The following is a 22166-nucleotide window of genomic DNA, read 5'->3' as shown; positions in this document are numbered from 1 at the left end:
GCATGGAGACTATCTATCAAGGCCGCCGCCGCGCGATCGCCGCGCTGGGGACGGGCATGGGAGGATTGCTGCTGGGCGCGGCCGCACGGCCCGCGTGGGGTGCGTGGCGGCCCGACCAGAACGTGGAGTTCGTCGTGCCGGCCGGGCCGGGCGGCGCGCTGGACCAGACCGGCCGCGCGATGAAGCAGTTCTACGACGAGAGCCACGTGCCGGGCGGCAAGACCTTCCTGGTCACCAACAAGCCGGGAGCGAACGGCAAGATCGCCTTCGAGGTGCTGTTGCAGAAACGGGCCGATCCGCACTATCTGTCGATCAATTCCCACGGCTACATCTCGAGCTACCTGACGGGCAACCTCGACATCCTGCCGCATCGGGACCTGACCCCCATCGCCGTGATCCAGGACGAGTTCGTGGTGGCGGCGGTGCGCACGGAGTCGCCCATACAGTCCGCCGCCGACCTGGCCGAGCGGCTGCGCAGGGATCCCGCCAGCCAGCGCATAGGCGTGGCCACCAGCATCGGCAACCACATCCACATCGGCACCGCCAAGGCCCTGGGCGCGGCAGGCGTGGACGTGCGCAAGCTCGTGGTGGCGCCGTTCAAGTCCTCGGCCGAGTCCATGGTCGCGCTGGTCGGCGGCCACCTGGACGTGGTGGCCGCGACCACGCCCAACGTGATCGCGCTGAAGAAGGCCGGCAAGATCCGCGTGCTCGCGGTCAGTGCCGGCCAGCGGCTGGGCGGCCAGTTCGCCGACGTGCCGACCTGGAAGGAGCAGGGCATCGATTCGACCTTCAGCTCGGCCATGGGCATCGTCGCCGCCAAGGGCATCTCTGAGGACCAGATCCAGTTTTGGGAAGACATGTGCCGGCGCATGAGCCAGTCGCCGATGTGGGAGCAACTGGCCGAGACCAACCAGAGCCGGCCCAATTTCATGGGACACCGCGACGCGGCGCGGTTCTACGAAGAGGAGTACCAGAGCATGCGCGAGATCGTCGCCAAGCTGGGATTGCTGGGGGCGGGCAAATGAGCAATGCCAGGCTGACCGGGCATCCCGGCCCGCTGAGCGGCTACAAGGCGATCGAGATCTGCTCCACGGTGGCCGGCCCCGCGTGCGGGCGCATCCTGGCGGATTTCGGCGCGGACGTCATCAAGATCGAACCGCCCAGCGGCGATCCGCTGCGCAACATGGGCAAGCACGTGGGCGACGTGTCGCTGTACGCCGCCACGGCACTGCGCAACAAGCGCGCGATGGTCATCGACCTGAAGACCGCGGAAGGCCGGGACCTGGTGCGCCGGCTGGCGGCCAAGACCGACGTGCTGGTCGAGAACTACCGGCCCGGTGTGATGGAGCGGCTGGGCCTGGGCTACGAGGACCTGTCGCGCGACAACCCGGGCCTGGTCATGGTGCGCATCAGCGGCTATGGCCAGACCGGTCCCTACCGGATGCGGCCCGGCTACGGCGCGATCTGCGAGGCCATGGCCGGCGTGCGCCACCTGACCGGCGATCCCGACCGGCCGCCGGCGCGCGTGGCGGTGGCCACGACCGACTATCTGTCGGCGGTCTATGCCGCGTTCGGCACGGTGTCGGCGCTGTTGAACCGGACCCGCACCGGCAAGGGGCAGGTGGTGGACGTGGCCCTGTACGAGACGGCCTTCACGCAGATGGAAGTCTACGTGCCCGCCTTCAAGACCCTGAACCTGATCCCCAAGCGGGTGGGGCCCAACCTGCCCAACATGGCACCCAACAGCCTGTATCCCACCCGCGACGGCGGCTATGTACTGATCGCGGCCAACAGCAATCCCACCTTCGAGCGGCTGATCGCGGTCATGGGCCGGCCGGAACTGATCGAGGACCCGCGCATGAGCTCGATCCGCGCGCGCGGATCGAACATCCCCTATTGCAACAGCGTCGTCAGCGAATGGACGCTGCAGCACGACGGCAGCGAGATCGAGCGCATGCTGCTCGAGGCGGAAGTGCCCGTGTCGCGGGTCTACACGATGGCCGACATCTTCGAGGATCCGCAGTTCGCCGCGCGCGGCATGCTGCCGGAAATCCCGCACCCCGAACTGGGCTCGCTGCATCATCCCGGCATCGTGCCCAGGCTGAGCGACACCCCCGGGCGGATCATGCACACCGGGCCGGACCTGGGCCAGGATACGCGGCAGGTGTTGGCCGATGAACTGCAACTGTCGCCCGACGAGATCGACGCGCTGGTCGAGCGCGGCATCGTGGCCTGCGGCGAACCCAAGGAGGCGGCATGAGGAGCGAGCGCCATGTTCCATAAGGTGCTGGTGGCCAATCGCGGCGCGGTCGCGGCCCGCGTGCTGCGCGCGCTTAAGCAGCTCGGCATCCGTACCGTTGCCGTGTATTCCGAGGCGGACCGCGATCTGCCTTACCTGGCGTGGGCCGACGAGACCCGAGCGATCGGTCCGGCCGATGCGCGCGCCAGCTACCTGAACCAGGATGCGCTGCTCGCGGTGCTGGCCGAGACGGGGGCCGACGGCCTGCATCCCGGCTATGGATTCCTGTCCGAGAATGCCGGCTTCGCGCGCCGCGTGGCGGCCCAGGGGGCGACCTTCATCGGGCCCGGCGCGGACTGGATCGAGGCCATGGGCCACAAGACCCGGGCCCGCGACCTGATGGCCGCGCGCGGCATGCCGCTGGGGCCCAGTTCCGGGCTGCTGGACGAGGATGCCGAAGCGACCCTCGCGGCCGCGCGGCGCATCGGCTATCCGGTATTGGTCAAGCCCGCCGGCGGCGGGGGCGGCATAGGGATGCTGGCCGCGCACGACGACGCGCAACTGCTGGCCGCCGTCGCGCAGGCGCGTTCGCTGTCCCAGCGCAGCTTCGGCTGCGCAGACCTCTACCTGGAGCGGCTGGTCGAGCGGCCTAGGCACATCGAGTTCCAGGTGCTGGCCGACCGGCACGGCAACGTGCGGCATCTGTACGAACGGGAATGCTCGGTCCAGCGGCGCCACCAGAAGGTCGTGGAAGAAGCGTCGGCGCCCGGCCTGCCGCGCGCCGCGCTGGCCGCCGCGGCCGATCGCCTCACCCGCATCCTGGCCGACATGCGCTATGACGTGATCGGCACGGTCGAGACCCTGTACGACGGCGAGGGCGGCTTCAATTTCCTGGAGATGAACACGCGGCTGCAGGTGGAGCACGCGGTCACCGAGGAGGTCACCGGCATCGATCTCGTGCAGGCCCAGGTGCGGCTGGCCTTCGGCGAGCGGCTGGATGCGGTGCTGCCGCCCTCGATCGGCCTGAACGGCCACGCGATCGAGGCGCGCATCTATGCCGAGGACCCGCTGCGCTTCCTGCCTTCGCCAGGACCGCTGGCCAGGCTGGAATGGCCGTCCGGTGCCGGCATACGGGTGGAGACCGGCTACACCCAGGGCTGCCGCGTCACGCCGTACTACGACCCCATGATCGCCAAGCTCATCGTGCATGCGGAGGATCGCCCGCGCGCGCTCGCCGCGTTGGAAGAGGCCCTGCGCGCCACGGTGGTCGAAGGGGTCAAGACCAATATTCCGTTCGTGCTCGCGCTGCTGCGCAACGAACGGTTCGTCAACGCGGATATCGACACCGGCCTGGCGGCCGAGGTCGTGCGGGACATGAAGGCGGCTGCCGCGGCGAACGCCGCGTGAGCCCGCGGAACATCGACAGGGGAGGGCGCCATGGCGCGTATCGAAGTGCAATCCGAGATCACCGGCACCGTATGGAAGGTGGAGACTTCCGTGGGGGCGAACGTGGATGCGGAAGCGGCGCTGCTGATCGTCGAATCCATGAAGATGGAGATCCCCGTCCCGGCGCCTGTCGCCGGGACGGTGCTGGAGCTGCGCGTGGGCGAGGGCGACCCGGTCGAGGAAGGCCAGGTCGTGGCCGTCATCGAGGGGTAGCGTCCGCCGCCAGGCGCAGCGCGTAGTCGCGCACGTCCGCCGGCCAGTCGCGCAGCAGCGCCGCGAAGCGCTCGCCGTCGCCCGCGAAGAGGGCGCGGGCGGCTTCCTCGAAGCCGGGCAGGTCGCCCGCCATGGCGGACATGAAATGGTAGGCCGCTTCACGCGCGCGCCTCTGCTCGTCCTGGCCCGCGTGGGCGCGGCGTGCTTCCTCCACCAGCTTGCGCAGCGCCACCGAGGCGCCGCCGGGCTGGGCATTCAACCATTCCCAGTGGCGGGGCAGCAAGGTGATCTCGCGCGCGACCACGCCAAGTTTGGGGCGGCCCTTGCCGCGCGGGGCCGCGGGCTCGCCGGCGGCGCTGGCTTCGTCGGGGGCGGCCGACGGCGGCGGGCCCAGGCGCGCCAGCACCTCGCGTTCCGAGCCGCGCGTGTCGATGTCGAAGGCTTTGCCGGTCGCGTCGTCGAAGATGAGAATCGGCGCGTGGTCCGGCGCGCGCGCGGCACGCCGCACGGCCAGCGCGACGTCGCGCAAGGGGCCGCTCGCGAGCAGGCGGTGGCCGCCGAAGGCGGTGCAGGTAAGGGCAGGCATGGCATTCACCACAAGAAAGAATGTGGCGATAATTTACCCGGGTAAAAATGAAATTGCAATATCACCCGGGTAAATTTATTGGCATGTCGACGATCCGCAACGATCGCTTCAGGTATAGCCCGATGCCGCGGGATTGGCCGCGTCGCCGCGCGCCCGCGCCAGTTCCTGCCGCGTGCCGGCCTGGAGCAGCGCGCTGTCCTTGGCGATGGTGACGAAGCCGAATCCCTGGTCGGCATACCGGCGTCCCGAGGCGCCTCCCGAGCACTGGATGCCGGCCACGCGGCCATGGCGGCGGCAGGCCTCGAGAATGGCCGCCACCGCGTCGGCGTGTTCCTTTTCCGGCTTGTCCAGGTCAGGCTCCAGTCCCAGGCCCAGCGCCAGGTCGGCGGGACCGACATAGATGCCGTCCAGGCCCGGCGTGGCGACGATTGCCTCCAGGTTGTCGAGCCCCCGGCGGCTTTCGATCATTACGAAGCACATGGGCTCGTCGCCCAGCGTGGCCGTATCGCGCGCCTGCCGCACCAGGGCCGAGCGGATGGGGCCGTAGGAACGGATGCCGGCGGGCGGATAGCGGCAGGCCGCGACGGCCGCGGCCGACTGCGCAGGCGTCTCGCACATCGGCACGATCACGGCTTGCGCGCCGGCGTCCAGCGCCTTGGCGATCATCCAGTCCGTCGCGGCCGGCACGCGCGTCACGGGAATGCCGCCGGCGCGTTCGATGGCGGTGAACATGGGCGTGACCTCGGCATAGTCGATCAGGCCGTGCTGCTGGTCCACGCAGACGTAGTCCAGTCCTTCCGCGGCCAGGAGTTCCGCGCCGAACGCGCAAGGTAGGGCACACCATCCGCCGAACACGGTTCGCTTCTCGGCGATCGCTAGGCGCAGGACTTTCGACATGACTGCCTCCCGTTGGGGGTTTTCACGCATGGGCGTGGATTCGTACGAAAAGTGATTGACAAAGATTCTGGCTGCCAACAGACTAAAAGTGTATCCACTTTTTCACGACAGAGATAGTGTCAAAGGCAAGCATGAGCAGGACACCAGAGATCGATGTTGGGGACTACGTCCGCGAGATACCCGGGCAGCAATTCCTCGTTCGCACCGAGGCGTACACGGACGAGGAAGTCTTCGAGCTGGAGATGAAGCACATCTTCGAGCGGACCTGGATCTACGTCGGACACGAGACCGAGTTTCCATCGGCCGGCAGTTTCAAGACGGCATACGTCGGCCGCCAGCCCATCGTCGTGATCCGCGACAAGGAAGGAAAGATCGGCGCCTTCTTCAACCGCTGCGTGCATCGCGGCGCGACGCTGCTGCGCGAGCACCAGGGGACCGTGCAGGAAATGCGGTGCCCGTACCACGGCTGGATCTTCGACCTCGCGGGCAGGACGCGGCTGGTGTCCGAACGGGGGGACCCGGGCGGCTATGGCGCCAACTTCATCGAACCGGAAGGCCTGCTGCGCGTGCCGCGGCTGGAAAGCTATCGCGGCCTCTTGTTCGTGTCGCTCGATGCGGACATCCAGCCGCTGGCTTCCTACCTGGGCGAACTCAAGACCGTCATCGACGCCAAGCTCGACCTCTCGCCCGTGGGCCGCATCGCGATCGCCTCCAAGCCCTATGTCTGCCGATACCGGGGCAACTGGAAGCTGCAGACCGAGAACATCGTCGATGCCTATCACTTCATGCACACCCACGGCGCCTTCGTGAAGCTGCAGGCGAAATACGGCGACAGTACCGGCGACTTCGGCGTGCACAAGGGACGCAGTTCGCGCGAGATGCGGGAGCAGCGCTTTCGCGGCGAGACCTGGTCCTGCCGGCAAGGGCATGGCTTCGCGCGCGTGCCGGCGGCCGATCCCGGCTATCTGCTGGACGGCGAGTTCGGACGCATGTATCGCGAGCTGCTGGATAGGCATGGCGAAGCGGCCTTCGCGGGCATCACCTCCAAGGCGACCTCCACCGTATTCCCCAGCATGGGCATGATCCACCAGCAGATCCGGGTCTGGCGCCCGATCTCGGTCGACGAGACCGAGGTGCTGATCTACCCGTACGAGATCGAAGGCGCGCCCGAGGCATTCAACGCCGGCATGCTGCGCAGCCAGGAGCGGTTCTATGGGCCGTCGGGGTTCGGCATGACCGACGACACCGAGATATTCGCGCGCGTGACGCAGGGCCTGCGCGCCAGCAGCGTGGAATGGCTGGTGTTCGACCGCGGCATGGACAGCGATGAGCGGACCGAGAGCGGCGACTACCGGGGCCTGCCGTCCAGCGAAGCGCCGCAGCGCGCTCTCTGGCGGGCCTGGAAAAAAATGATGCAGCAGGCATCGAAGCACGCTTGAGGCGGGAACCGAGCATGGAAAGCGCAATGTTGCAAGACATCACCCAGTTCATTTATCGCGAAGCCCGATTGCTGGACGACAGGCAGTTCGACGACTGGCTCGGCTTGTTCGACGACGACGGGCTCTACATCGTGCCGCTGGTGGACCAGGCGCAGCCCGGCCGGCAGGCCGCCATCGTCAATGACGACAGGATGGCCCGCGAAGAGCGCGTGTATCACCTGGTCAATCACTGGTTTCCGGCGCAGCAGCCGCCGTCGCGCACGCTGCACTTCGTCTCGAACGTCGTGGCCGACGAACGCGGCGGTCTCTGGTCCGTATCGAGCAGCCAGTTGATCCACGAGATCCGCGGCGGCGACTGGACCCAGGTCGGCCTGGGCGAGAAGAACGCCATCGCGGCCCGCGTCGACTATCTGCTGCGCCGGGCCGACGGCGGATTCCGGATCCACGAGAAACGCGTCCACCTGCTCGACCGCGCCGGATGGCAAGGCAATCTCGCCTTCATTTATTGATACTCAGGGAGCACAGCACATGAAGCTGGTCAGGTACGGCGCCGAAGGATGCGAGCGGCCGGGCATGCTGGACGGGCAGGGCGGGCTGAGGGACTTGTCCGGGCTGCTGCGGGACATCGATCCGCAGGCCATGGCGCGCGGCCTCCAGGACAGCCTGGGCGCGGTCGATGCCGAGAGGCTGCCGCGGATCGATGGAACGCCTCGCCTGGGACCGCCGCTGGCGCGGCCGGGAAAGATCATCGCCATCGGCCTGAACTACGTCGACCATGCCAAGGAATCCGGCATGGCGATTCCGGCCGAACCCGTGGTGTTCATGAAAGCGCCGTCGACCTTGTCGGGACCGTATGACGACGTACCGAAGCCGGCGAAGGCCGAGAAGATGGACTGGGAGGTCGAGCTGGGCATCGTCATCGGCAAGTCCTGCCGCGACGTGTCCGAGCGTGATGCGGCCGGCAACATCTTCGGCTACGTGCTGGCGAACGACCTGTCCGACCGGGCCTTCCAGCTCGATCGCGGCGGCCAGTGGGACAAGGGCAAGAGCTTCGACCGTTTCTGTCCCGTCGGTCCCTATCTCGTGACCCGGGACGAGATCGCCGACGTGCACGCGCTCGACATCTGGCTCTCGGTGAACGGCGAGCGCGTGCAGCAAAGCAACACCCGCCAGATGATTTTCAACTGCCCGGCCATCGTCAGCTACCTGAGCCAGTGCATGACGCTGGAGCCCGGCGACCTGGTCATCACCGGCACGCCGGCGGGCGTCGGCCTGGGCATGAAGCCTCCGCGCTACCTGCGGGGCGGCGAGCTGATCGAACTGGGCATCGCCGGCCTGGGCACGCAGAAGTACCGCATCACCCGCTGATCCCCGGTCAACCGTTTTCCACAGGAATCCCGCATGCACGCCGTCTCTCCCAACGATGCATTTCTTGATCGCCTGGCCGCGTTCTGCATCCGTTCCCGCCGCTTCGAGATCGATGCCGCCTGTCGCGAGGCCGTCAGGAAGATCGTGCTGGACTCGTTCGGCGTGGTGCTGGGTGCGCTGGACCATCGCGCCGCCCGGTGCGCGCGCAAGTTTGCCGCCTGCTTTCCGGTGCCCGCGGGCGGGGCCCGGCTGTGGGGAACCGGCGAGCGCGTCGGCATCGAGCATGCGGCCCTGCTCAACAGTCCGCCGCTGCGCGCCTACGACTTCAACGATTTCTATCTCGGCCGCCTGGGCGGCGCCCATCCCAGCGACATCCTGACGGGCGTGATCGCGGTGGCCGAGTCGGCCGGCGCGGGGGGCCGGGAGGTGACGCGGGCCTTGTGCCTGGGCTACGAGATGATCGTCGCCATGAGCGACTACATCGATCCCGACCGTGCCGGCTGGGACTATCCGTGCCTGACCGCGCTGGGCGCCACGGCCGCGGTCGGCGACATGCTGGAGCTCGATCATGCGCAGTTCCGGCAGGCGTTCTCGATCACCGTGAATGCGAACTATCCGTCGCTGGAAGCGGAGTCTTCCGAGTTCGACGCGCATGGCGAGCTGACCATGTGGAAACGCTTCAACGGCGGCGACGGGGTCCGGCACTCGATCTACGCCTGCCACCTGGCCAAGTGCGGCGTGGAGGGCGTGGTTCGCCCCTTCGAAGGGAAGTTCGGCTATCTCGCCAAGCTGCAGGTTACCCCCGACGAGGCGGAACAGGCCATGCGGCGCTTCGAAGGCATCGAGCGCTTCGAAGGCATCGACCGCGGAAGCTTCAAGCGCTGGCCGGTCGGATCGCGCGCGCAGAGCGCCATCCAGTCGGCCCTGCGCGCGCGTGCCGCATGGCAGGAAGCCGGCCGGTCGTCCGGCACGATCGCCAAGGTGACCGTGCATGCCGACCCCGGGGTATATCGCCACCTGTACGAGATCCGCGTCGATCCGTTCGCGCCCCGCACGCGCGAGGCCGCCGACCATTCCCTGCCCTACATCGTCGCGGCCGCGCTGGTGCAGGGCGGCATCGGCCCCGCCAGCTTCGAGGCGCCGCTGCGCGAATCGCCCGAGCTGCGCCGGCTGCTGGATGGCCGCGTCCGGTTGGTGCAGGCCGAGCAGGCTTCGCCGTCCAACCTGTTGTCGGAAGTGGTGATCGAGGACGAGGCCGGCAATCGCTGGAGCGGCGGCCGGGAGGCCGCGCCCGGGTCGGCCGGCGTGCCGATCTCGTTCGACACCCTGGTCGAGAAGTTCAAGGAAAACCTGGGCGCAGGCCGGGCCGCGCAGGCCGAGGCATTGATCTCGGCCGTGGCGAATCTCGATGCTTGCGTCGACGTACGGAAACTGGTGGACGAGACGGTGGCCTGAAAGCCATCGCCTCTGGATGCCGCGCAGGCAGCGTGCTTGGCGGTGGATGTGCCGTGTAGAGCTTCTATGAGAGGGCCTTGCCATGCTTACCCGTTCAGTCTGGAAATTCCTGCTTGTCCTGTGCTGTGCCGCGAGTTCGTCCCTGGCGCTGGCCGACGACTTCCCCAACAAGGCCGTGCGCTTCATCGTGCCCTTCTCGCAAGGTACCGGACCTGACCGCCTGGCCCGCCTGGTCGGGGAAGAGCTGGCGAAGGTCTGGAAGGTCCCGGTGGTGGTGGAGAACCGGCTCGGGGCGTCGGGCCACGTCGGCGCCCAGGTCCTGGCCCAGTCGCAGCCCGACGGCTATACCGTCGGCGTCATGGGCAGCAACATCTCGGTCACCGCGCACCTGATGAAGTCCGATACCTTCGTGCCCATGCGCGACCTGCAGCCGCTGATCATCGCGGGCTATGGCGACATGACGCTAGTGGTCTCGGGCAAGTCGCGCTTCAACACGCTGACGGAGTTCCTGGACTACGCCAAGGCCAATCGCGGCAAGGTGGCGTTCGCCAGCGCCGGCATAGGCTCGCCTTCGCACATCTTCATCGCCCAGTTGCAGCAGAAGACGGGCACCGAATTCCTGCACGTGCCGTACAAGGGCACGGCCCCGGCCGTGACCGATCTGATCGGCGGCCAGGTCGAGGCGTTCTTCATCGCCACTCATACCGTCAAGCCCTATCTCGCCTCGGGCCAGTTGAAGGCGCTGGGCGTGGGGGCCGAGCAGCGCAACTCCCATGCGCCCGACATTCCTTCCTTCGCCGAACTGGGCGTGAAGGATTTCTCGACCGAAGCGTGGTACGGCTTCATGCTGCCGACCGGCGTGCCCGCGCCGGTTGCCGAGAAGCTGTACCGCGACATCCATGCGATCGTGAGCAACGAACCCGTCCGCGGCCAGCTCGACAAGTTCGGGCTGACCATGCGGCCATCCACGACCGCCGAGATGCGAGAGTTCGTCGGCAAGGAATTCCGGCGCTACGGCGAAGTCATCGCGCAATACAACATCAAGGCCGAGGAGTAGGGCGATGCGGACAGGGGCGCAGCAATTTCCCGCGGTGATCGACGTCACCGGCATGTCGGTGCTCGTGGTGGGGGCGGAAGGCGGCGTAGGGCCCGCCGTGGTGGACGGCTTCGATGCGCATGGGGCCAGGGTCCATGCAGGATACCTGTCGCCCGGCGGCGTCGCGGACATGCCCGGCGACCGCGTGCCGGTGCATGCGGAGCCGGCCGCGATCGGCGATTTCCTGGATCGGGTGGAAGCCGCCAATGGGCCGCTCGATGCCCTGGTCTTCGTCTCGCCGCCGGTCTCGGTGGGCAAGGCGCTGGACATCGATCCGGCGCTGTATGCCCAGGTCGCGCGTGACGAACTGGTGCTGCCCGTGCTGTTGCTGCGCGATGCCGCGGCCCGGATGGCGCAGCGCGGCTTCGGGCGCCTGCTGTCGTTCTGCTCGATGTCGGGCAAGACCGGCGCCCACCCGGGGGTCAGCCCCTATGCCGCGGCCAAGGGCGGCCTGATCGCGTTCACCCGCTCGCTGGCGGCGGAACTGGCGCCGCAGGGCGTCACGGTCAACGCCATCGCCACGGCGCTGTTCGACGTCCAGGTGACCAAGACGGGGGAGGACCTGGAGCACGTGCTCAAGGGCATTCCGGTCGGACGCGTGGGACGCTCGCAGGAGGCCGCCGCGGCCGCCCTGTTCCTTGCCTCGCGCCTGTCCGGCTACATCACGGGGGAAACGCTGAACATGTCCGGCGGGCGCTTCATGGATTGAACCTCGCCCCGGACTACAGGCGCACGCGCAGGACCGCCACCGCGTTCTGCATGAATACCGGCGTGTAGTCGGGGTCGATCAGCTTGATCGAAGCGGTGGCCGAGCGCACGAGCTGCAGGGTCTGGATGCGCTGCGCCGCCTGGAGGTCTTCGGTTTCGTAGGCGTGCAGCAGGCCGGCATGGTCGCCGTGGTCGTCGGCGAAAAGCGAGGGCGAGGTCTGTTCGAGCGAGTAGCGCGCGCGCTCGGTCCGGTGCCAGTACTCGTCCATCTTGTCGATGTACATCCTGCCCGCCGGCCGGTTCAGGCGACGGTGGAAATCCAGGTGCAGGTCGCGCCAGTGGCTGGACTGCTCGTCGCCCTGGCGCGACATCCTGTCCACCACCTTCTTGCAGGCGGCCAGTTCGGCGCGGCTCAGCCGCCCCATGGAAACCTGGGTGGCGATGGCCTGGCAGGCGATCCACAGGCCGTAGATCTGGTCGACTTCCTCGGCCGTGAGCTGGGTGACCGTCATCCGGTACTTGAACCGCGCCTCGGCCAGCCCGTCGGCCTGGAGCATGCGCAGCGCCTCGCGCACCGGCGTGCGGCTGACGCCATATTTCTGGGAAATATGGACCTGGTTCAGCTCGTGGCCGGGTTGGAACTCGCCCTGGAAAATGCATTTGCGCAGCGCTTCGTAGATGCGCACTGCCTCGAGGTCGGTCTCGGCGCCCGCGCCGTCGGTCTTCGCCATGGACGCGCGGTCAATGCTTGCCGGTGCTTCCGAACCCGCCCGCGCCGCGGTCGGATTCCGTGAAATCGTCCACCACGTTGAAGCTCACCTGGGCCACCGGCACAATGATCATCTGCGCCAGGCGCTCCATGGGCTGGAGCACGAACGCTTCCTGGCCACGGTTCCAGGTGGACACCATCAACTGCCCCTGGTAGTCGGAATCGATCAGACCGACCAGGTTGCCCAGCACGATGCCGTGCTTGTGGCCCAGGCCCGAGCGCGGCAGGATCATCGCGGCGTAGCCGGGATCGGCGATGTGGACGGCCAGGCCCGTCGGCACCAGCACGGTCTGGCCGGGCTGGATCGTCTGCGGCGCATCCAGGCAGGCGCGCAGGTCCAGGCCGGCGGAACCGGGGGTGGCGTAGGCGGGCAGGTAGTCGCGCATGCGCGCGTCGAGGATCTTCAGGTCTACGGATTTCATGCGTTGCGATGGGAGGAGCGTTGATTGCGGTTGGGAGGCACGAAGGGCGGCAGCGTCGTGCCGGGTATGCCCTGAGCGCCGCGCAGCGTCTGGCGGCCCCGGCGGAACAGCGAGCGCGCGACGAAGAACAGGATGAGGGTGCGGACGATGTTGAAGGGTTCGAGCGGGTCGTGGTCCATGAGCGCCGCGGCGATGCTGCCCATGGTCAGGAAGCCGAACAGCACGCCCAGCAGGATCTGGACGGTGCCCTTGACCGCGCTGTTGCCCTGGGCCGCCAGCGTGGCGCGCGAGGCCGGCTCGCTGACGCCGGCCGGCATGTTGGCCGAGGGTGCAGAGGGCGCCGTGGGCGCGGACGGGATGCCGGTGCCCGCGGTGTATTGCTGGCCGGGGCTGCGCGTGTCCTTCTGCGCGCCCGGCAGCCGCAGCGCCGGCCGGAAGCCGCCCGTGCCGGTCTTGAGCAGGCCCTGCGCGCCCGGCGTGCCGGCACCGCGATTGACCATCTTGTCGATATAGGCGGCGTAGTCGCCGTTGGGGGGTTCCGCGTCGAAGGGCATGACGGTCCTCCTCGGATCGTTCACGAGCCGGCGCGCCGGCCGATTTCTGCCACCAGCTGCCGCGCGGCCGCGAGCTTGGACAGGCGGGCCAGCGGATGTTCGCCGGCGTCGTCGTACAGTACCAGGGTGGTGTCGTCGCGGCCCAGCACGTCCTGGGCCAGGTTGCCCACCAGCAGCGGCACGCGCTTGCGCGCGCGCTTCTCGGCGGCATGGCGGGCCAGGTCCTCGGTCTCGGCGGCGAAGCCCACGCAATAGGGCGGGCGTGGCAGGGCCGCCACGGTGCCCAGGATGTCGGGGTTCTGCACGAACTCCAGGGCCGGCGGCCGGCCGTCGGTTTTCTTCAGCTTGCTGGCGCTGACCTCCTTGACCCGCCAGTCGGCCACCGCCGCGACGGCCACGAAGATGTCGGCATCCGGCACGCCAGCCATCACGGCATCGAGCATGTCGCGCGCGGTCGTCACGTCCACCCGGCGCACCCCGCGTGGCGCGGCCAGTGCGGTGGGGCCGGACACCAGCGTGACCTCGGCGCCCGCCTCGCGTGCCGCGCGCGCGATGGCATAGCCCATCTTGCCCGAGGAAACATTGGTCAGCACTCGTACCGGGTCGATGGGTTCGGACGTGGGGCCGGCCGTGACCAGCACCCGCTTGCCGGCCAGCACCTTGGGCTGGAAGTGGGCGATCAGGTCCTCGAGGATCTCGTGCGGTTCCAGCATGCGGCCGGAACCGACTTCGCCGCAGGCCTGATCGCCTTCGGCCGGGCCCAGCAGCGTGACGCCGTCCGCGCGCAGCTGCGCGGCGTTGCGCTGGGTGGCCGGATTGGCCCACATCTCGCGGTTCATCGCCGGCACCACCAGCAGCGGGCAGGCGCGGGCCACGCACAGCGTGGACAACAGGTCGTCCGCCATGCCGTGCGCCAGCTTGGCCAGGAAATCGGTGCTGGCAGGCGCGATCAATACCGCGTCCGCCCCGCGCGTCAGGTTGATGTGCGCCATGTTGTTGGGCATGCGCGCATCCCACTGGTCCACGTAGACCGGCCGGCCCGACAGCGCCTGCATCGTGACCGGCGTGACGAAGTGCGTCGCGGCCTCGGTCATGACCACGTCCACCGTCGCGCCGCGCTCGGTCAGGCGCCGCACCAGCTCGCAGATCTTGTAGCAGGCGATGCCGCCGGTCATACCGAGGACGAAGCGCTTGTTGGCGAGGTCGGACATGAGGCCGGGCCGGGGAAATTGGAATGGTTCATTATACGGCGCCACTTCGCCGCGCCTTCCCCTGCGCGCAGGAGCCTGCGAGGTTCCTTTTAGCGTGAACGGGCTCTTTACTTGAACCTGGACACTACACGCCTCCCCTGGCAAAATAGGGCTAAATTTAGCCCTATTTAGGAGGCTGCATGGAAGAGATCCATAGCTTGCTGACCGTCAGCATCTCCGAGTTCAAGCAGAACCCTGGCAAGGTGGTCGAGGAGGCCCATGGGCAGCCGGTAGCCGTGCTCAACCATAATCGCCCTGCCTTCTACACCGTCTCCCCGGAGCTCATGGCGCAAATGGCCGAGTTGTACGACGAACGCCAACTCGAACCATTGGTGCGCTCGCGCCTGAAGTCCCTCGACCAGGCCGTCGAAGTCAGCCTCGACGACCTGTAAATGTCGTACAAACTATTCTTCCTGCCTGAGGCTCGGCAAGAGTGGGATGGGTTGGATGGTTCTCTCAGGACCCTGTTCAAAGCCGCGTTGAAAAAACGGCTGGAGACTCCACGGCTACCAGGCTCACAACTTCGCCCGCCCTTGGTCGATTGCTACAAGATCAAGCTACGCGGCGTCGGCTACAGATTGGTCTATTTGGTGCGGGACGAGGCGACCCCACCAGACATTGTCGTTCTGGTTGTGGGGCGCCGAGATGGTGGGATCTACGAAGCCGCGGCCGAAATGCTGGAGTCCGGCCGCAACGTGGACAAGTAGCTGCTCTATTATGCAGAGGAAGGTTTCTTCCTTACTTCATCGATGATCAACAGCACCGCGCCCACCGTGATGGCCGAATCCGCCAGGTTGAACGCGGGGAAGAACCAGTCGCCGTAGTGCACCAGCACGAAGTCGATGACGTGGCCGTGGATGAAGCGGTCGATCACGTTGCCCAGGGCACCGCCCAGGATCAGGGTCAGTGCCCACGAGAACAGCCGCTGGTGGCCGTGGCGGGACAGCATCCAGACGATGAAGCCGGACACCGCCAGCGCCAGGATGGTGAAGAACCAGCGTTGCCAGCCGTCGGCGCCGGCCAGGAAGCTGAAGGCCGCGCCGCGGTTGTACAGCAGTGTGAGGTCCAGCACCGGCAGCAGCGGCAGCCGCTCGCCGTAGGCGAACAGCTTGTCCACCGCGACCTTGGTGACCTGGTCGGCGACGATGATGAGCGCGGCGATGGCCAGCCAGGCGGCCAGCCGGGAACGCGGGACGGGCGCGCCCATCAGGCGAACTCGCGCGGTTCGCCCGTGCCCTCGAGATTGGCGACGCAGCGGCCGCAGATCTCGGGCTGTTCGGGATCGACGCCCACGTCCTCGCGCCAGTGCCAGCAACGCTCGCACTTCTTGTGGCCGGACGGCGCGACGTCGATCCGCAGTTCACCCTCGGCGGCATGCACGCCCACGCGCGAGACGATCAGCACGAAGCGCAGGTCCTCGCCCAGGCTGGAAAGCAGCGCGTAGTCGGATGCCGGCGCGTGGATGTCGATCTCGGCCTGCAACGAGGAGCCGATGCCGCCCGCCGCACGAACTTCCTCCAGCTTCTTGGTGACTTCCCCGCGCAAGTGGCGCAGGCGGCCCCATTTCTCGAGCAGGGCCCCGGCGTCCGGCTGGGCCGGCACCGCATGGAAGGTTTCCGTGAAGATGGTGAGCGATCCCTGCTTGACCAGCGCCCAGGCTTCCTCGGCGGTGAACGAGAGGATGGGCGCCATCAGCTTGAGCAGCGCCTGCGTGACGTGCCAGAGCGCCGTCTGCGCCGACCGCCGCGCCACGCTGGCAGGGGCGGTGGTGTAGAGGCGGTCCTTCAGGATGTCGAGGTAGAACGCGCCCAGGTCTTCCGAGCAGAAGGTCTGCAGCCGCGCCGTGGCCGGGTGGAATTCATAGCGGTCGTACAGCGCCGTGATTTCTTCCTGCAGGCGGGCCGTCATGGCCAGCGCGTAGCGGTCGATCTCGAACATCTGCGCGTCGGGCACGGCCTGGGTGGCGATATCGAAGTCGCTCAGGTTGGCCAGCAGGAAGCGCAGCGTGTTGCGGATGCGGCGATACGATTCCACCACACGCTTGAGGATCTCGTCCGAGATCGACAGCTCGCCCGAGTAGTCGGTGCTGGCGATCCACAGGCGCAGGATCTCGGCGCCCAGCGTGTCGGAGATCTTCTGCGGCGCCAGCGTGTTGCCCAGCGACTTGCTCATCTTGCGGCCTTGTCCGTCCACGGTGAAGCCGTGGGTGAGCAGGGCTTTGTAGGGCGGCGTGCCGTTCAGCATGCAGCTGGTCAGCAGCGACGAGTGGAACCAGCCGCGGTGCTGGTCCGAACCTTCCAGGTACAGGTCGGCCGGCCAGGCGCCGTCGGCGGCATGCGAGCCGCGCAGCACGGTCTGGTGGGTGGTGCCGGAATCGAACCACACGTCCAGCGTGTCGCGATTCTTCTCGTACAGGTTGGCCTCGTCGCCCAGCAGTTCGCGCGGATCCAGCGATTGCCAGGCCTCGATGCCGCCCTGCTCGATGCGTTGTGCGACCTGTTCGATGAGCTCGGGCGTGCGGGGGTGCAGCTCGCCCGTTTCGCGGTGCACGAAGAAGGCCATGGGAACGCCCCATTGGCGCTGGCGCGACAGCGTCCAGTCGGGCCGGTTGGCGATCATGGCATGCAGCCGGGCCTTGCCCCAGGACGGATAGAAGCGGGTGGCCTCGATGCCCTCCAGCGCGCGTTCGCGCAGCGTGCCGCCGCCTTCGGCGGGCAGGATGTCCATGCCCGCGAACCATTGGCTGGTGGCGCGGTAGATGATGGGCGTCTTGTGGCGCCAGCAGTGCATGTAGCTGTGGCGCAGCTTCTCGACCTTGAGCAGCGTGCCGGCTTCCTCCAGCGCGGCGACGATCTTCGGGTTGGCATCCCAGATGGTCAGGCCGCCGAACAGCGGCAACGTCGAGGCATAGCGGCCATCGCCCATGACGGGGCTGATGATGTCGGCATCGGGCATGCCGTTGTTCTTGCAGGAGATGAAGTCCTCGATGCCGTAGGCCGGCGCCGAATGCACGATGCCGGTACCGGTGTCCAGGGTCACGTAGTCGCCCAGGTAGATGGGCGAGAGCCGGTCGTAGCCCGGGTCCTTGCGGGCCAGCGGATGGTGGAAGGCGATGTGGTCCAGGGCCAGGCCCTTGCAGGTGGCGACGATCTCGCCTTCCAGGTTCCAGGCCTGCAGGCAGGTCTCGACGCGCTCGCGGGCGAGGACCAGCAGCGTGCCCCACGCCTGCGGCGTCTTCACGCGCACCAGCGCGTAGTCGATCTCGGGGTGGACGTTCAGCGCCTGGTTGGAGGGGATGGTCCACGGCGTCGTGGTCCAGATGACGATGGCGCCTTCCTCGTCGATCGCGGGCAGCCCGAAGGCCTTGGCCAGCGCGGGGCGATCGGCGAAGGGAAAGGCCACGTCGATGGCGGGGTCGGTGCGGTCGGCGTACTCGACCTCGGCCTCGGCCAGCGCCGAGCCGCAGTCGAAACACCAGTTCACCGGCTTCAGGCCGCGGAAGACGAAGCCTTTTTCAAGGATGGTGCCCAGCGCGCGCAGCTCGTCGGCTTCGTTGCGCGGGTTCATGGTCAGGTAGGGGTGATCCCAGTCGCCCAGCACGCCCAGGCGCTTGAAGTCCTTGCGCTGGCGGTCGATCTGCTCGGTCGCGTAGGCGCGCGCCTTGGACTGCACCTCGGCCACCGGCAGCCCCTTGCCGTATTTCTTCTCGATCTGGATCTCGATGGGCATGCCGTGGCAATCCCAGCCCGGCACGTAGGGCGCATCGAAGCCGGCCAGCGTGCGGCTCTTGACGATGATGTCCTTCAGGATCTTGTTGACCGCGTGTCCCAGGTGGATGTCGCCGTTGGCGTAGGGCGGGCCGTCATGCAGAACGAAACGCGGCCGTCCGGCGCTGGCCGCGCGGATGGCCTGGTACAGATGCTTCTCTTCCCAGGCCGCGACCCAGCCGGGCTCGCGCTTGGCGAGATCGCCGCGCATGGGGAACGGAGTGTCGGGAAGGTTGAGAGTTTTCTTATAGTCCATGGAAAAACAGGATTTTGCACATCGGCCCCGTCCGCGGGGCAGGCAAGCTTCACAAATATCGTGGGCCGCGCCGCCAGCTTGGCAGCGCCCAGGATGCGGTGGATCCGGCTCCGCCGGTCCACCCGCATCGCCCCCTGGGGGGCGCGCGTCAGCGCGTAGGGGGGGGCCTAACTACTAATTCGATCGGTCGCGGAAGTGGCCAGATCGGCCTGGCCCAGGTGGCTGGACGCGAAATAGGCCCGGGCCTGGCGCGCGTCGTCCTCGATCGCCGCTTTCAGCGTCGGCAGATCGACGAATTTTTCTTCGTCGCGCAGCTTTTTCAGGAATTCCACCTGCACGAGTTTACCGTAAGCGTTGCCGCTGAAATCGAACACGTGGACTTCCAGCAGGACACGCCCGCTGTCGTCGACCGTGGGGCGCACCCCCAGGCTGGCCACGCCGGGCAACGGCCGGGAGGCCAGCCCGTGCACCTGCACGACGAAGATGCCGGACAAGGCCGGGCAGCGGCGCGAGACGCGCAGGTTCAGCGTGGGAAAGCCCAGTGTGCGGCCCAGTTTCTGGCCGTGGATGACGTGGCCGCTGACGCTGTAGGGGTGGCCCAGCAGCTCGGCGGCGCGGTCCAGGTCGCCGACCGCCAGCGCCGTGCGGATGGCGGAACTGGAAATGCGCTGGCCCTGGTCGGTGACCGACTCCATGGACTCGACCTCGAAGCCATGGCGCGTGGCGTTGGCGCGCAGCAGCGCGATGTCGCCGGTGCGGTGGGCGCCGAAGCGGAAGTCGTCCCCCACCAGCAGCCATTTCACGTGCAGGCCCTCGATCAGCAGCCGGTCGATGAAGGCCTGGGCGGGCATGGAGGCCAGGCGTTCATTGAAGCGTTCCACCACCACGTGCCGCATGCCGTAGCGGGCCAGGGCACACAGTTCGTCGCGCAATCCGGCGATGCGGGTGGGTGCCAGTTCGGGGCGCTTGTGCAGTTCGGCGAAGAATTCCCGGGGGTGGGGCTCGAAGGTCATGACCGTCGGCACGAGGTCCCGGGCCTGGGCCGCCTCGCGCACCCGGGCCAGGATGGCCTGGTGGCCACGGTGCACGCCGTCGAAGTTGCCGATCGCCAGCGCGCACGGACGGCGCAGCGAAGGCGGCGGCAGGCCCCGGAATATACGCAGGGCGGACGGCGAAGCGGATGGGGCGGACGGATTCAAGCCGGTGACAAAGCGGTAGCTGGGAGTCGAATTCTAGCTGCCGGGGGGCAGGTCCTTGATTATAGGCGCGTCGCCATCGGGCCGCTGGAGACGCCGGGTCGAGTCGGCCCCGATGCTACAATCCTCCGGTGAAAGCCTCTCATTTTTCCCCGGCCCGCCGGTGCCGTTTCGTCATCCTGATTTCCGGCCGCGGCAGCAACATGCAATCCATCACGCAGGCCTGCCGCGACCAGGGCTGGCCCGCCGAGGTGGCCGCCGTGATCGCCAACCGCGAACAGGCCTCCGGTCTTGAATGGGCCGCCGCAATGGGCATCCCCACGCGGGTGGTGCCCCATCGCGACCATCCCGATCGTGCCTCGTTCGATGCCGCGTTGGCCCGCGAGATCGACGCCTTCGAGCCCGACTACGTGCTGCTGGCCGGTTTCATGCGCATACTCACCGATGATTTCGTGCGGCATTATGCCGGCAGGCTGGTCAACATCCACCCGTCGCTGCTGCCGCTGTTTCCGGGCCTGGCCACCCACCGTCAGGCCCTGGAAGCGGGGGTGCGGGTCCACGGCTGCACCGTGCATTTCGTCACGCCGGTGCTGGACCATGGCCCCATGATCGCGCAGGGCGTGGTACCGGTGTGCGAGGGCGATACCGAAGACGCCCTGGCCGAGCGCGTGCTGTCCATCGAGCACGTGGTCTATCCGGCCGTGGCGTCCTGGCTGGCGCATGGGCGGGTGGAGCTGCAAGACGGCAAGGTCACGGTGGACGGCGTGGCCGACCGCGCGTTCGGCCTGGCGCCGCGGGCGGCGGCAGTTTCGCGGGGAGACGAGGCATGACATCCGAGCGTTCGAGTTCTTCAGCACGGCAGGCCCAGGGCGGGCGGCGCCCCGGTGGCCAGCAGGCACGGCCCGGCGCGCGGCGCGCCGCCACGGCGGGCGCCAATCCCGTCGCGCAGCGCATCGAGCAGGTGCGCTCCGCGCTGGGCGAGATCCTGCAATGGTCCGGCCCGGCCGACCAGGTGCTGTCCCGCTGGTTCCGCGACCACCCCAAGCTGGGCGGGCGCGATCGCGGCACGGTGGCCGAGGCGGTCTACGACGTGCTGCGCCACCTGCGGCGCTACCGCCACGTGGCCGAGGGCGGGCGGGGCGCGGCCACGCGCCGCCTGGCCATCCTGGGGCTGGCGTCCACGCTGGGCCGCGACGGAATCCTGCCGGCCCTCGATGCCGATGAGGCCGATTGGCTGCGCCGCGTGTCCGCCATCGACCAGGCGGCACTGCCGCGCGAGATCCGCCTGAGCATTCCCGACTGGCTGTCCGAGGCGCTGGCCATCGAACCGGACAGCGACAGCCTGCTGGCCGCGCTCAATCGCGCCGCGCCGCTGGACATCCGCGTCAATCCGATGAAGGCCGATCGCGAAACCATCCTGGCCGAACTGCGGGCGGGCGTGGCTGCCGACATGGCCGAACCGACGCCGTATTCGCCGTTCGGCATCCGGCTGCAGGGCCGGCCGGCACTGACCCGATGGGCGCGCTTCGAGGATGGCAGCATCGAGGTCCAGGACGAGGGCAGCCAGTTGCTCGCGCTGCTGGTCGCTCCCCGGCGCGGGGAAATGGTGATCGACTTCTGCGCCGGCGCCGGCGGCAAGACGCTGTTGCTGGGGGCGCTGATGCGTTCGACCGGGCGGCTGTATGCCCTGGACGTCTCGCACACCCGGCTGGCGCGCTTCAAGCCTCGCCTGGCGCGCAGCGGGTTGTCCAACGTCGTGCCGGTGGTGATCGCCAACGAGAACGACGCCCGCGTCAAGCGCCTGGCGCGCAAGGCGCACCGGGTGCTGGTGGATGCACCGTGCAGCGGCACCGGGACGCTGCGGCGCAATCCCGACCTGAAATGGCGCCAGAGCCCCGAGAGCGTGTCCGACCTGTGCGCGCTCCAGCGCAGCATCCTGGCGTCGGCCGCGCGCTGCGTGGCCCCCGGCGGCCGGCTGGTCTATGCGACCTGCAGCATCCTGCGCGTCGAGAACGAAGGGCAGGTCGAGGCGTTCCTGGCCGCCCACCCCGAATTCGAGCTGCTGTCGGCCCCCGAGCTGCTGGCCGATCGGGCAGGGGCGCTGTCGCTGCCCGGGCCCTATCTGAAACTGCGTCCCGACGTGCACGGCACCGATGGCTTCTTTGCCGCGGTGTTTCAACGGCGCCACGGTCCGGCAGCCGTCCAGGTTGCAGCGGCGCAGGCCGAACTGCCCGAGCCGGATGCGGAAGTGGCGGGCCTGGGCGATGAAATCGAGGGCCCGGACGGCCAGCCTACCCAGGACGCGGCGACCGGATCGGCGCCGAGCCCTGGCCAAGAGGATCTATAACCCTGTTTGAATTAGGGTTATCCCCCTCTTTGAAAGGGGTCGTCCCGCCCCAAGATTCGCGTTATCGTGTCGGGCGCATGGCGGCGCGCGGGATTCCGGCCTTTCCGCCGTCCGGCCGCGGGTTTCCCCTGGGGAACCGCCGCCGCCGTCCGCTTTCC

The 22166-nt window shown here is 68.1% G+C and carries 23 protein-coding genes; 14 read left to right on the top strand and 9 right to left on the bottom strand.

Going from position 1 to position 22166, the window contains the following annotated elements:
- Positions 1-2 precede the first annotated feature (2 nt).
- The 4 genes from R4823_RS18920 to R4823_RS18905 are packed head-to-tail and all read left to right on the top strand — an operon-like array spanning position 3 to position 3898.
- A complete protein-coding gene (locus tag R4823_RS18920) occupies positions 3-1025 on the top strand; it encodes a tripartite tricarboxylate transporter substrate binding protein (RefSeq protein ID WP_165963077.1) in 1023 nt (340 codons plus the stop codon).
- Positions 1022-2260: a CaiB/BaiF CoA-transferase family protein gene (locus R4823_RS18915; protein ID WP_279817439.1), complete on the top strand. Its 1239-nt coding sequence runs from the start codon at positions 1022-1024 to the stop codon at positions 2258-2260. The genes R4823_RS18920 and R4823_RS18915 overlap by 4 nt, the downstream gene beginning before the upstream one ends.
- A gap of 12 nt (positions 2261-2272) precedes the next feature.
- Entirely contained in the window at positions 2273-3646 is a 1374-nt protein-coding gene (locus tag R4823_RS18910) for a biotin carboxylase N-terminal domain-containing protein (RefSeq protein ID WP_087839610.1), read from the top strand.
- A 30-nt stretch (positions 3647-3676) separates the two neighbouring features.
- A complete protein-coding gene (locus tag R4823_RS18905) occupies positions 3677-3898 on the top strand; it encodes an acetyl-CoA carboxylase biotin carboxyl carrier protein subunit (RefSeq protein ID WP_087783379.1) in 222 nt (73 codons plus the stop codon).
- On the opposite strand, the gene R4823_RS18900 is transcribed toward R4823_RS18905, so the two are convergent.
- On the bottom strand, positions 3885-4484 hold the full coding sequence (locus tag R4823_RS18900) for a DUF2239 family protein (RefSeq protein WP_087839609.1): 600 nt from the start codon (positions 4482-4484) through the stop codon (positions 3885-3887). The two genes, R4823_RS18905 and R4823_RS18900, sit on opposite strands and share 14 nt — an antisense overlap.
- A 108-nt stretch (positions 4485-4592) precedes the next feature.
- The gene (locus R4823_RS18895; RefSeq protein ID WP_338615809.1) at positions 4593-5381 is read right to left on the bottom strand and encodes an aldolase/citrate lyase family protein; all 789 of its coding nucleotides are present in this window, start codon (positions 5379-5381) and stop codon (positions 4593-4595) included.
- A gap of 131 nt (positions 5382-5512) precedes the next feature.
- Here R4823_RS18895 and R4823_RS18890 point away from each other — a divergent pair, with 131 nt between their 5' ends.
- The 6 genes from R4823_RS18890 to R4823_RS18865 all read left to right on the top strand — a co-directional run bounded on the left by R4823_RS18890 (position 5513) and on the right by R4823_RS18865 (position 11448).
- On the top strand, positions 5513-6820 hold the full coding sequence (locus R4823_RS18890; RefSeq protein ID WP_087839607.1) for a Rieske 2Fe-2S domain-containing protein: 1308 nt from the start codon (positions 5513-5515) through the stop codon (positions 6818-6820).
- 26 nt (positions 6821-6846) lie between these two features.
- Positions 6847-7329, top strand: coding sequence for an aromatic-ring-hydroxylating dioxygenase subunit beta (locus R4823_RS18885; RefSeq protein WP_338615806.1), 483 nt, complete (start codon positions 6847-6849; stop codon positions 7327-7329).
- Between the two features lie 19 nt (positions 7330-7348).
- Positions 7349-8188, top strand: coding sequence for a fumarylacetoacetate hydrolase family protein (locus R4823_RS18880; RefSeq protein WP_338615804.1), 840 nt, complete (start codon positions 7349-7351; stop codon positions 8186-8188).
- Between the two features lie 33 nt (positions 8189-8221).
- Positions 8222-9643, top strand: coding sequence for an MmgE/PrpD family protein (locus R4823_RS18875; RefSeq protein ID WP_279817432.1), 1422 nt, complete (start codon positions 8222-8224; stop codon positions 9641-9643).
- An 82-nt stretch (positions 9644-9725) separates the two neighbouring features.
- Positions 9726-10700: a tripartite tricarboxylate transporter substrate binding protein gene (locus tag R4823_RS18870; RefSeq protein WP_087839603.1), complete on the top strand. Its 975-nt coding sequence runs from the start codon at positions 9726-9728 to the stop codon at positions 10698-10700.
- Positions 10701-10704: 4 nt separating this feature from the next.
- The gene (locus R4823_RS18865) at positions 10705-11448 is read left to right on the top strand and encodes an SDR family oxidoreductase (RefSeq protein WP_132979318.1); all 744 of its coding nucleotides are present in this window, start codon (positions 10705-10707) and stop codon (positions 11446-11448) included.
- Between the two features lie 13 nt (positions 11449-11461).
- On the opposite strand, the gene R4823_RS18860 is transcribed toward R4823_RS18865, so the two are convergent.
- From R4823_RS18860 to coaBC, 4 genes are read right to left on the bottom strand one after another with little or no spacing between them, the layout of a single operon-like run.
- Entirely contained in the window at positions 11462-12178 is a 717-nt protein-coding gene (locus R4823_RS18860) for a GntR family transcriptional regulator (protein WP_087839601.1), read from the bottom strand.
- A gap of 10 nt (positions 12179-12188) precedes the next feature.
- Positions 12189-12638: a dUTP diphosphatase gene (dut, locus tag R4823_RS18855; RefSeq protein WP_087839600.1), complete on the bottom strand. Its 450-nt coding sequence runs from the start codon at positions 12636-12638 to the stop codon at positions 12189-12191.
- The gene (locus tag R4823_RS18850; RefSeq protein ID WP_132979317.1) at positions 12635-13192 is read right to left on the bottom strand and encodes a hypothetical protein; all 558 of its coding nucleotides are present in this window, start codon (positions 13190-13192) and stop codon (positions 12635-12637) included. The genes dut and R4823_RS18850 overlap by 4 nt, the downstream gene beginning before the upstream one ends.
- 20 nt (positions 13193-13212) lie before the next feature.
- Positions 13213-14403 carry a bifunctional phosphopantothenoylcysteine decarboxylase/phosphopantothenate--cysteine ligase CoaBC gene (gene coaBC, locus R4823_RS18845; protein ID WP_087839598.1) on the bottom strand — a complete coding sequence of 397 codons (1191 nt, stop codon included), beginning with the start codon at positions 14401-14403 and terminating at the stop codon, positions 13213-13215.
- A 179-nt stretch (positions 14404-14582) separates the two neighbouring features.
- Between coaBC and R4823_RS18840 the strand changes: the two genes are divergently transcribed.
- Both R4823_RS18840 and R4823_RS18835 read left to right on the top strand, forming a co-directional pair.
- Positions 14583-14834, top strand: a complete 252-nt coding sequence (locus tag R4823_RS18840) for a type II toxin-antitoxin system prevent-host-death family antitoxin (RefSeq protein ID WP_087839597.1) — start codon at positions 14583-14585, stop codon at positions 14832-14834.
- Positions 14835-15149, top strand: coding sequence for a type II toxin-antitoxin system RelE/ParE family toxin (locus R4823_RS18835; RefSeq protein WP_087839596.1), 315 nt, complete (start codon positions 14835-14837; stop codon positions 15147-15149).
- An 8-nt stretch (positions 15150-15157) separates the two neighbouring features.
- On the opposite strand, the gene lspA is transcribed toward R4823_RS18835, so the two are convergent.
- From lspA to R4823_RS18820, 3 genes are all read right to left on the bottom strand, one after another.
- Entirely contained in the window at positions 15158-15649 is a 492-nt protein-coding gene (gene lspA / locus R4823_RS18830) for a signal peptidase II (RefSeq protein ID WP_087839595.1), read from the bottom strand.
- Positions 15649-18465 carry an isoleucine--tRNA ligase gene (gene ileS / locus R4823_RS18825; protein ID WP_338615793.1) on the bottom strand — a complete coding sequence of 939 codons (2817 nt, stop codon included), beginning with the start codon at positions 18463-18465 and terminating at the stop codon, positions 15649-15651. Before ileS ends, lspA begins: the two co-directional genes overlap by 1 nt.
- A 167-nt stretch (positions 18466-18632) precedes the next feature.
- Positions 18633-19628 carry a bifunctional riboflavin kinase/FAD synthetase gene (locus tag R4823_RS18820; RefSeq protein ID WP_338619205.1) on the bottom strand — a complete coding sequence of 332 codons (996 nt, stop codon included), beginning with the start codon at positions 19626-19628 and terminating at the stop codon, positions 18633-18635.
- A 164-nt stretch (positions 19629-19792) separates the two neighbouring features.
- On the opposite strand from R4823_RS18820, the gene purN reads away from it, so the two are divergent.
- Together purN and R4823_RS18810 are read left to right on the top strand one after the other, a co-directional pair.
- Entirely contained in the window at positions 19793-20491 is a 699-nt protein-coding gene (purN, locus tag R4823_RS18815) for a phosphoribosylglycinamide formyltransferase (RefSeq protein WP_087839593.1), read from the top strand.
- On the top strand, positions 20488-22008 hold the full coding sequence (locus R4823_RS18810) for an RsmB/NOP family class I SAM-dependent RNA methyltransferase (RefSeq protein ID WP_338615791.1): 1521 nt from the start codon (positions 20488-20490) through the stop codon (positions 22006-22008). The genes purN and R4823_RS18810 overlap by 4 nt, the downstream gene beginning before the upstream one ends.
- The last annotated feature ends 158 nt before the right edge of the window (positions 22009-22166 follow it).

This window comes from Pigmentiphaga sp. CHJ604 (genome assembly GCF_036972535.1).
GTDB classification, from domain to species: Bacteria; Pseudomonadota; Gammaproteobacteria; order Burkholderiales; family Burkholderiaceae_B; genus Pigmentiphaga; species Pigmentiphaga daeguensis.
Note: the sequence above shows the minus strand (reverse complement) of the source record. Positions and strands in the feature narration are given on the sequence as shown.

What these genes read in the sequence shown, in the direction of transcription:
- R4823_RS18920 (WP_165963077.1), top strand. Translation starts at nt 3, where the DNA reads ATGGAGACTATCTATCAAGGCCGCCGCCGCGCGATCGCCGCGCTGGGG.
- R4823_RS18915 (WP_279817439.1), top strand. Translation starts at nt 1,022, where the DNA reads ATGAGCAATGCCAGGCTGACCGGGCATCCCGGCCCGCTGAGCGGCTAC.
- R4823_RS18910 (WP_087839610.1), top strand. Translation starts at nt 2,273, where the DNA reads ATGTTCCATAAGGTGCTGGTGGCCAATCGCGGCGCGGTCGCGGCCCGC.
- R4823_RS18905 (WP_087783379.1), top strand. Translation starts at nt 3,677, where the DNA reads ATGGCGCGTATCGAAGTGCAATCCGAGATCACCGGCACCGTATGGAAG.
- R4823_RS18900 (WP_087839609.1), bottom strand. Translation starts at nt 4,484, where the DNA reads ATGCCTGCCCTTACCTGCACCGCCTTCGGCGGCCACCGCCTGCTCGCG.
- R4823_RS18895 (WP_338615809.1), bottom strand. Translation starts at nt 5,381, where the DNA reads ATGTCGAAAGTCCTGCGCCTAGCGATCGCCGAGAAGCGAACCGTGTTC.
- R4823_RS18890 (WP_087839607.1), top strand. Translation starts at nt 5,513, where the DNA reads ATGAGCAGGACACCAGAGATCGATGTTGGGGACTACGTCCGCGAGATA.
- R4823_RS18885 (WP_338615806.1), top strand. Translation starts at nt 6,847, where the DNA reads ATGTTGCAAGACATCACCCAGTTCATTTATCGCGAAGCCCGATTGCTG.
- R4823_RS18880 (WP_338615804.1), top strand. Translation starts at nt 7,349, where the DNA reads ATGAAGCTGGTCAGGTACGGCGCCGAAGGATGCGAGCGGCCGGGCATG.
- R4823_RS18875 (WP_279817432.1), top strand. Translation starts at nt 8,222, where the DNA reads ATGCACGCCGTCTCTCCCAACGATGCATTTCTTGATCGCCTGGCCGCG.
- R4823_RS18870 (WP_087839603.1), top strand. Translation starts at nt 9,726, where the DNA reads ATGCTTACCCGTTCAGTCTGGAAATTCCTGCTTGTCCTGTGCTGTGCC.
- R4823_RS18865 (WP_132979318.1), top strand. Translation starts at nt 10,705, where the DNA reads ATGCGGACAGGGGCGCAGCAATTTCCCGCGGTGATCGACGTCACCGGC.
- R4823_RS18860 (WP_087839601.1), bottom strand. Translation starts at nt 12,178, where the DNA reads ATGGCGAAGACCGACGGCGCGGGCGCCGAGACCGACCTCGAGGCAGTG.
- dut (WP_087839600.1), bottom strand. Translation starts at nt 12,638, where the DNA reads ATGAAATCCGTAGACCTGAAGATCCTCGACGCGCGCATGCGCGACTAC.
- R4823_RS18850 (WP_132979317.1), bottom strand. Translation starts at nt 13,192, where the DNA reads ATGCCCTTCGACGCGGAACCCCCCAACGGCGACTACGCCGCCTATATC.
- coaBC (WP_087839598.1), bottom strand. Translation starts at nt 14,403, where the DNA reads ATGTCCGACCTCGCCAACAAGCGCTTCGTCCTCGGTATGACCGGCGGC.
- R4823_RS18840 (WP_087839597.1), top strand. Translation starts at nt 14,583, where the DNA reads ATGGAAGAGATCCATAGCTTGCTGACCGTCAGCATCTCCGAGTTCAAG.
- R4823_RS18835 (WP_087839596.1), top strand. Translation starts at nt 14,835, where the DNA reads ATGTCGTACAAACTATTCTTCCTGCCTGAGGCTCGGCAAGAGTGGGAT.
- lspA (WP_087839595.1), bottom strand. Translation starts at nt 15,649, where the DNA reads ATGGGCGCGCCCGTCCCGCGTTCCCGGCTGGCCGCCTGGCTGGCCATC.
- ileS (WP_338615793.1), bottom strand. Translation starts at nt 18,465, where the DNA reads ATGGACTATAAGAAAACTCTCAACCTTCCCGACACTCCGTTCCCCATG.
- R4823_RS18810 (WP_338615791.1), top strand. Translation starts at nt 20,488, where the DNA reads ATGACATCCGAGCGTTCGAGTTCTTCAGCACGGCAGGCCCAGGGCGGG.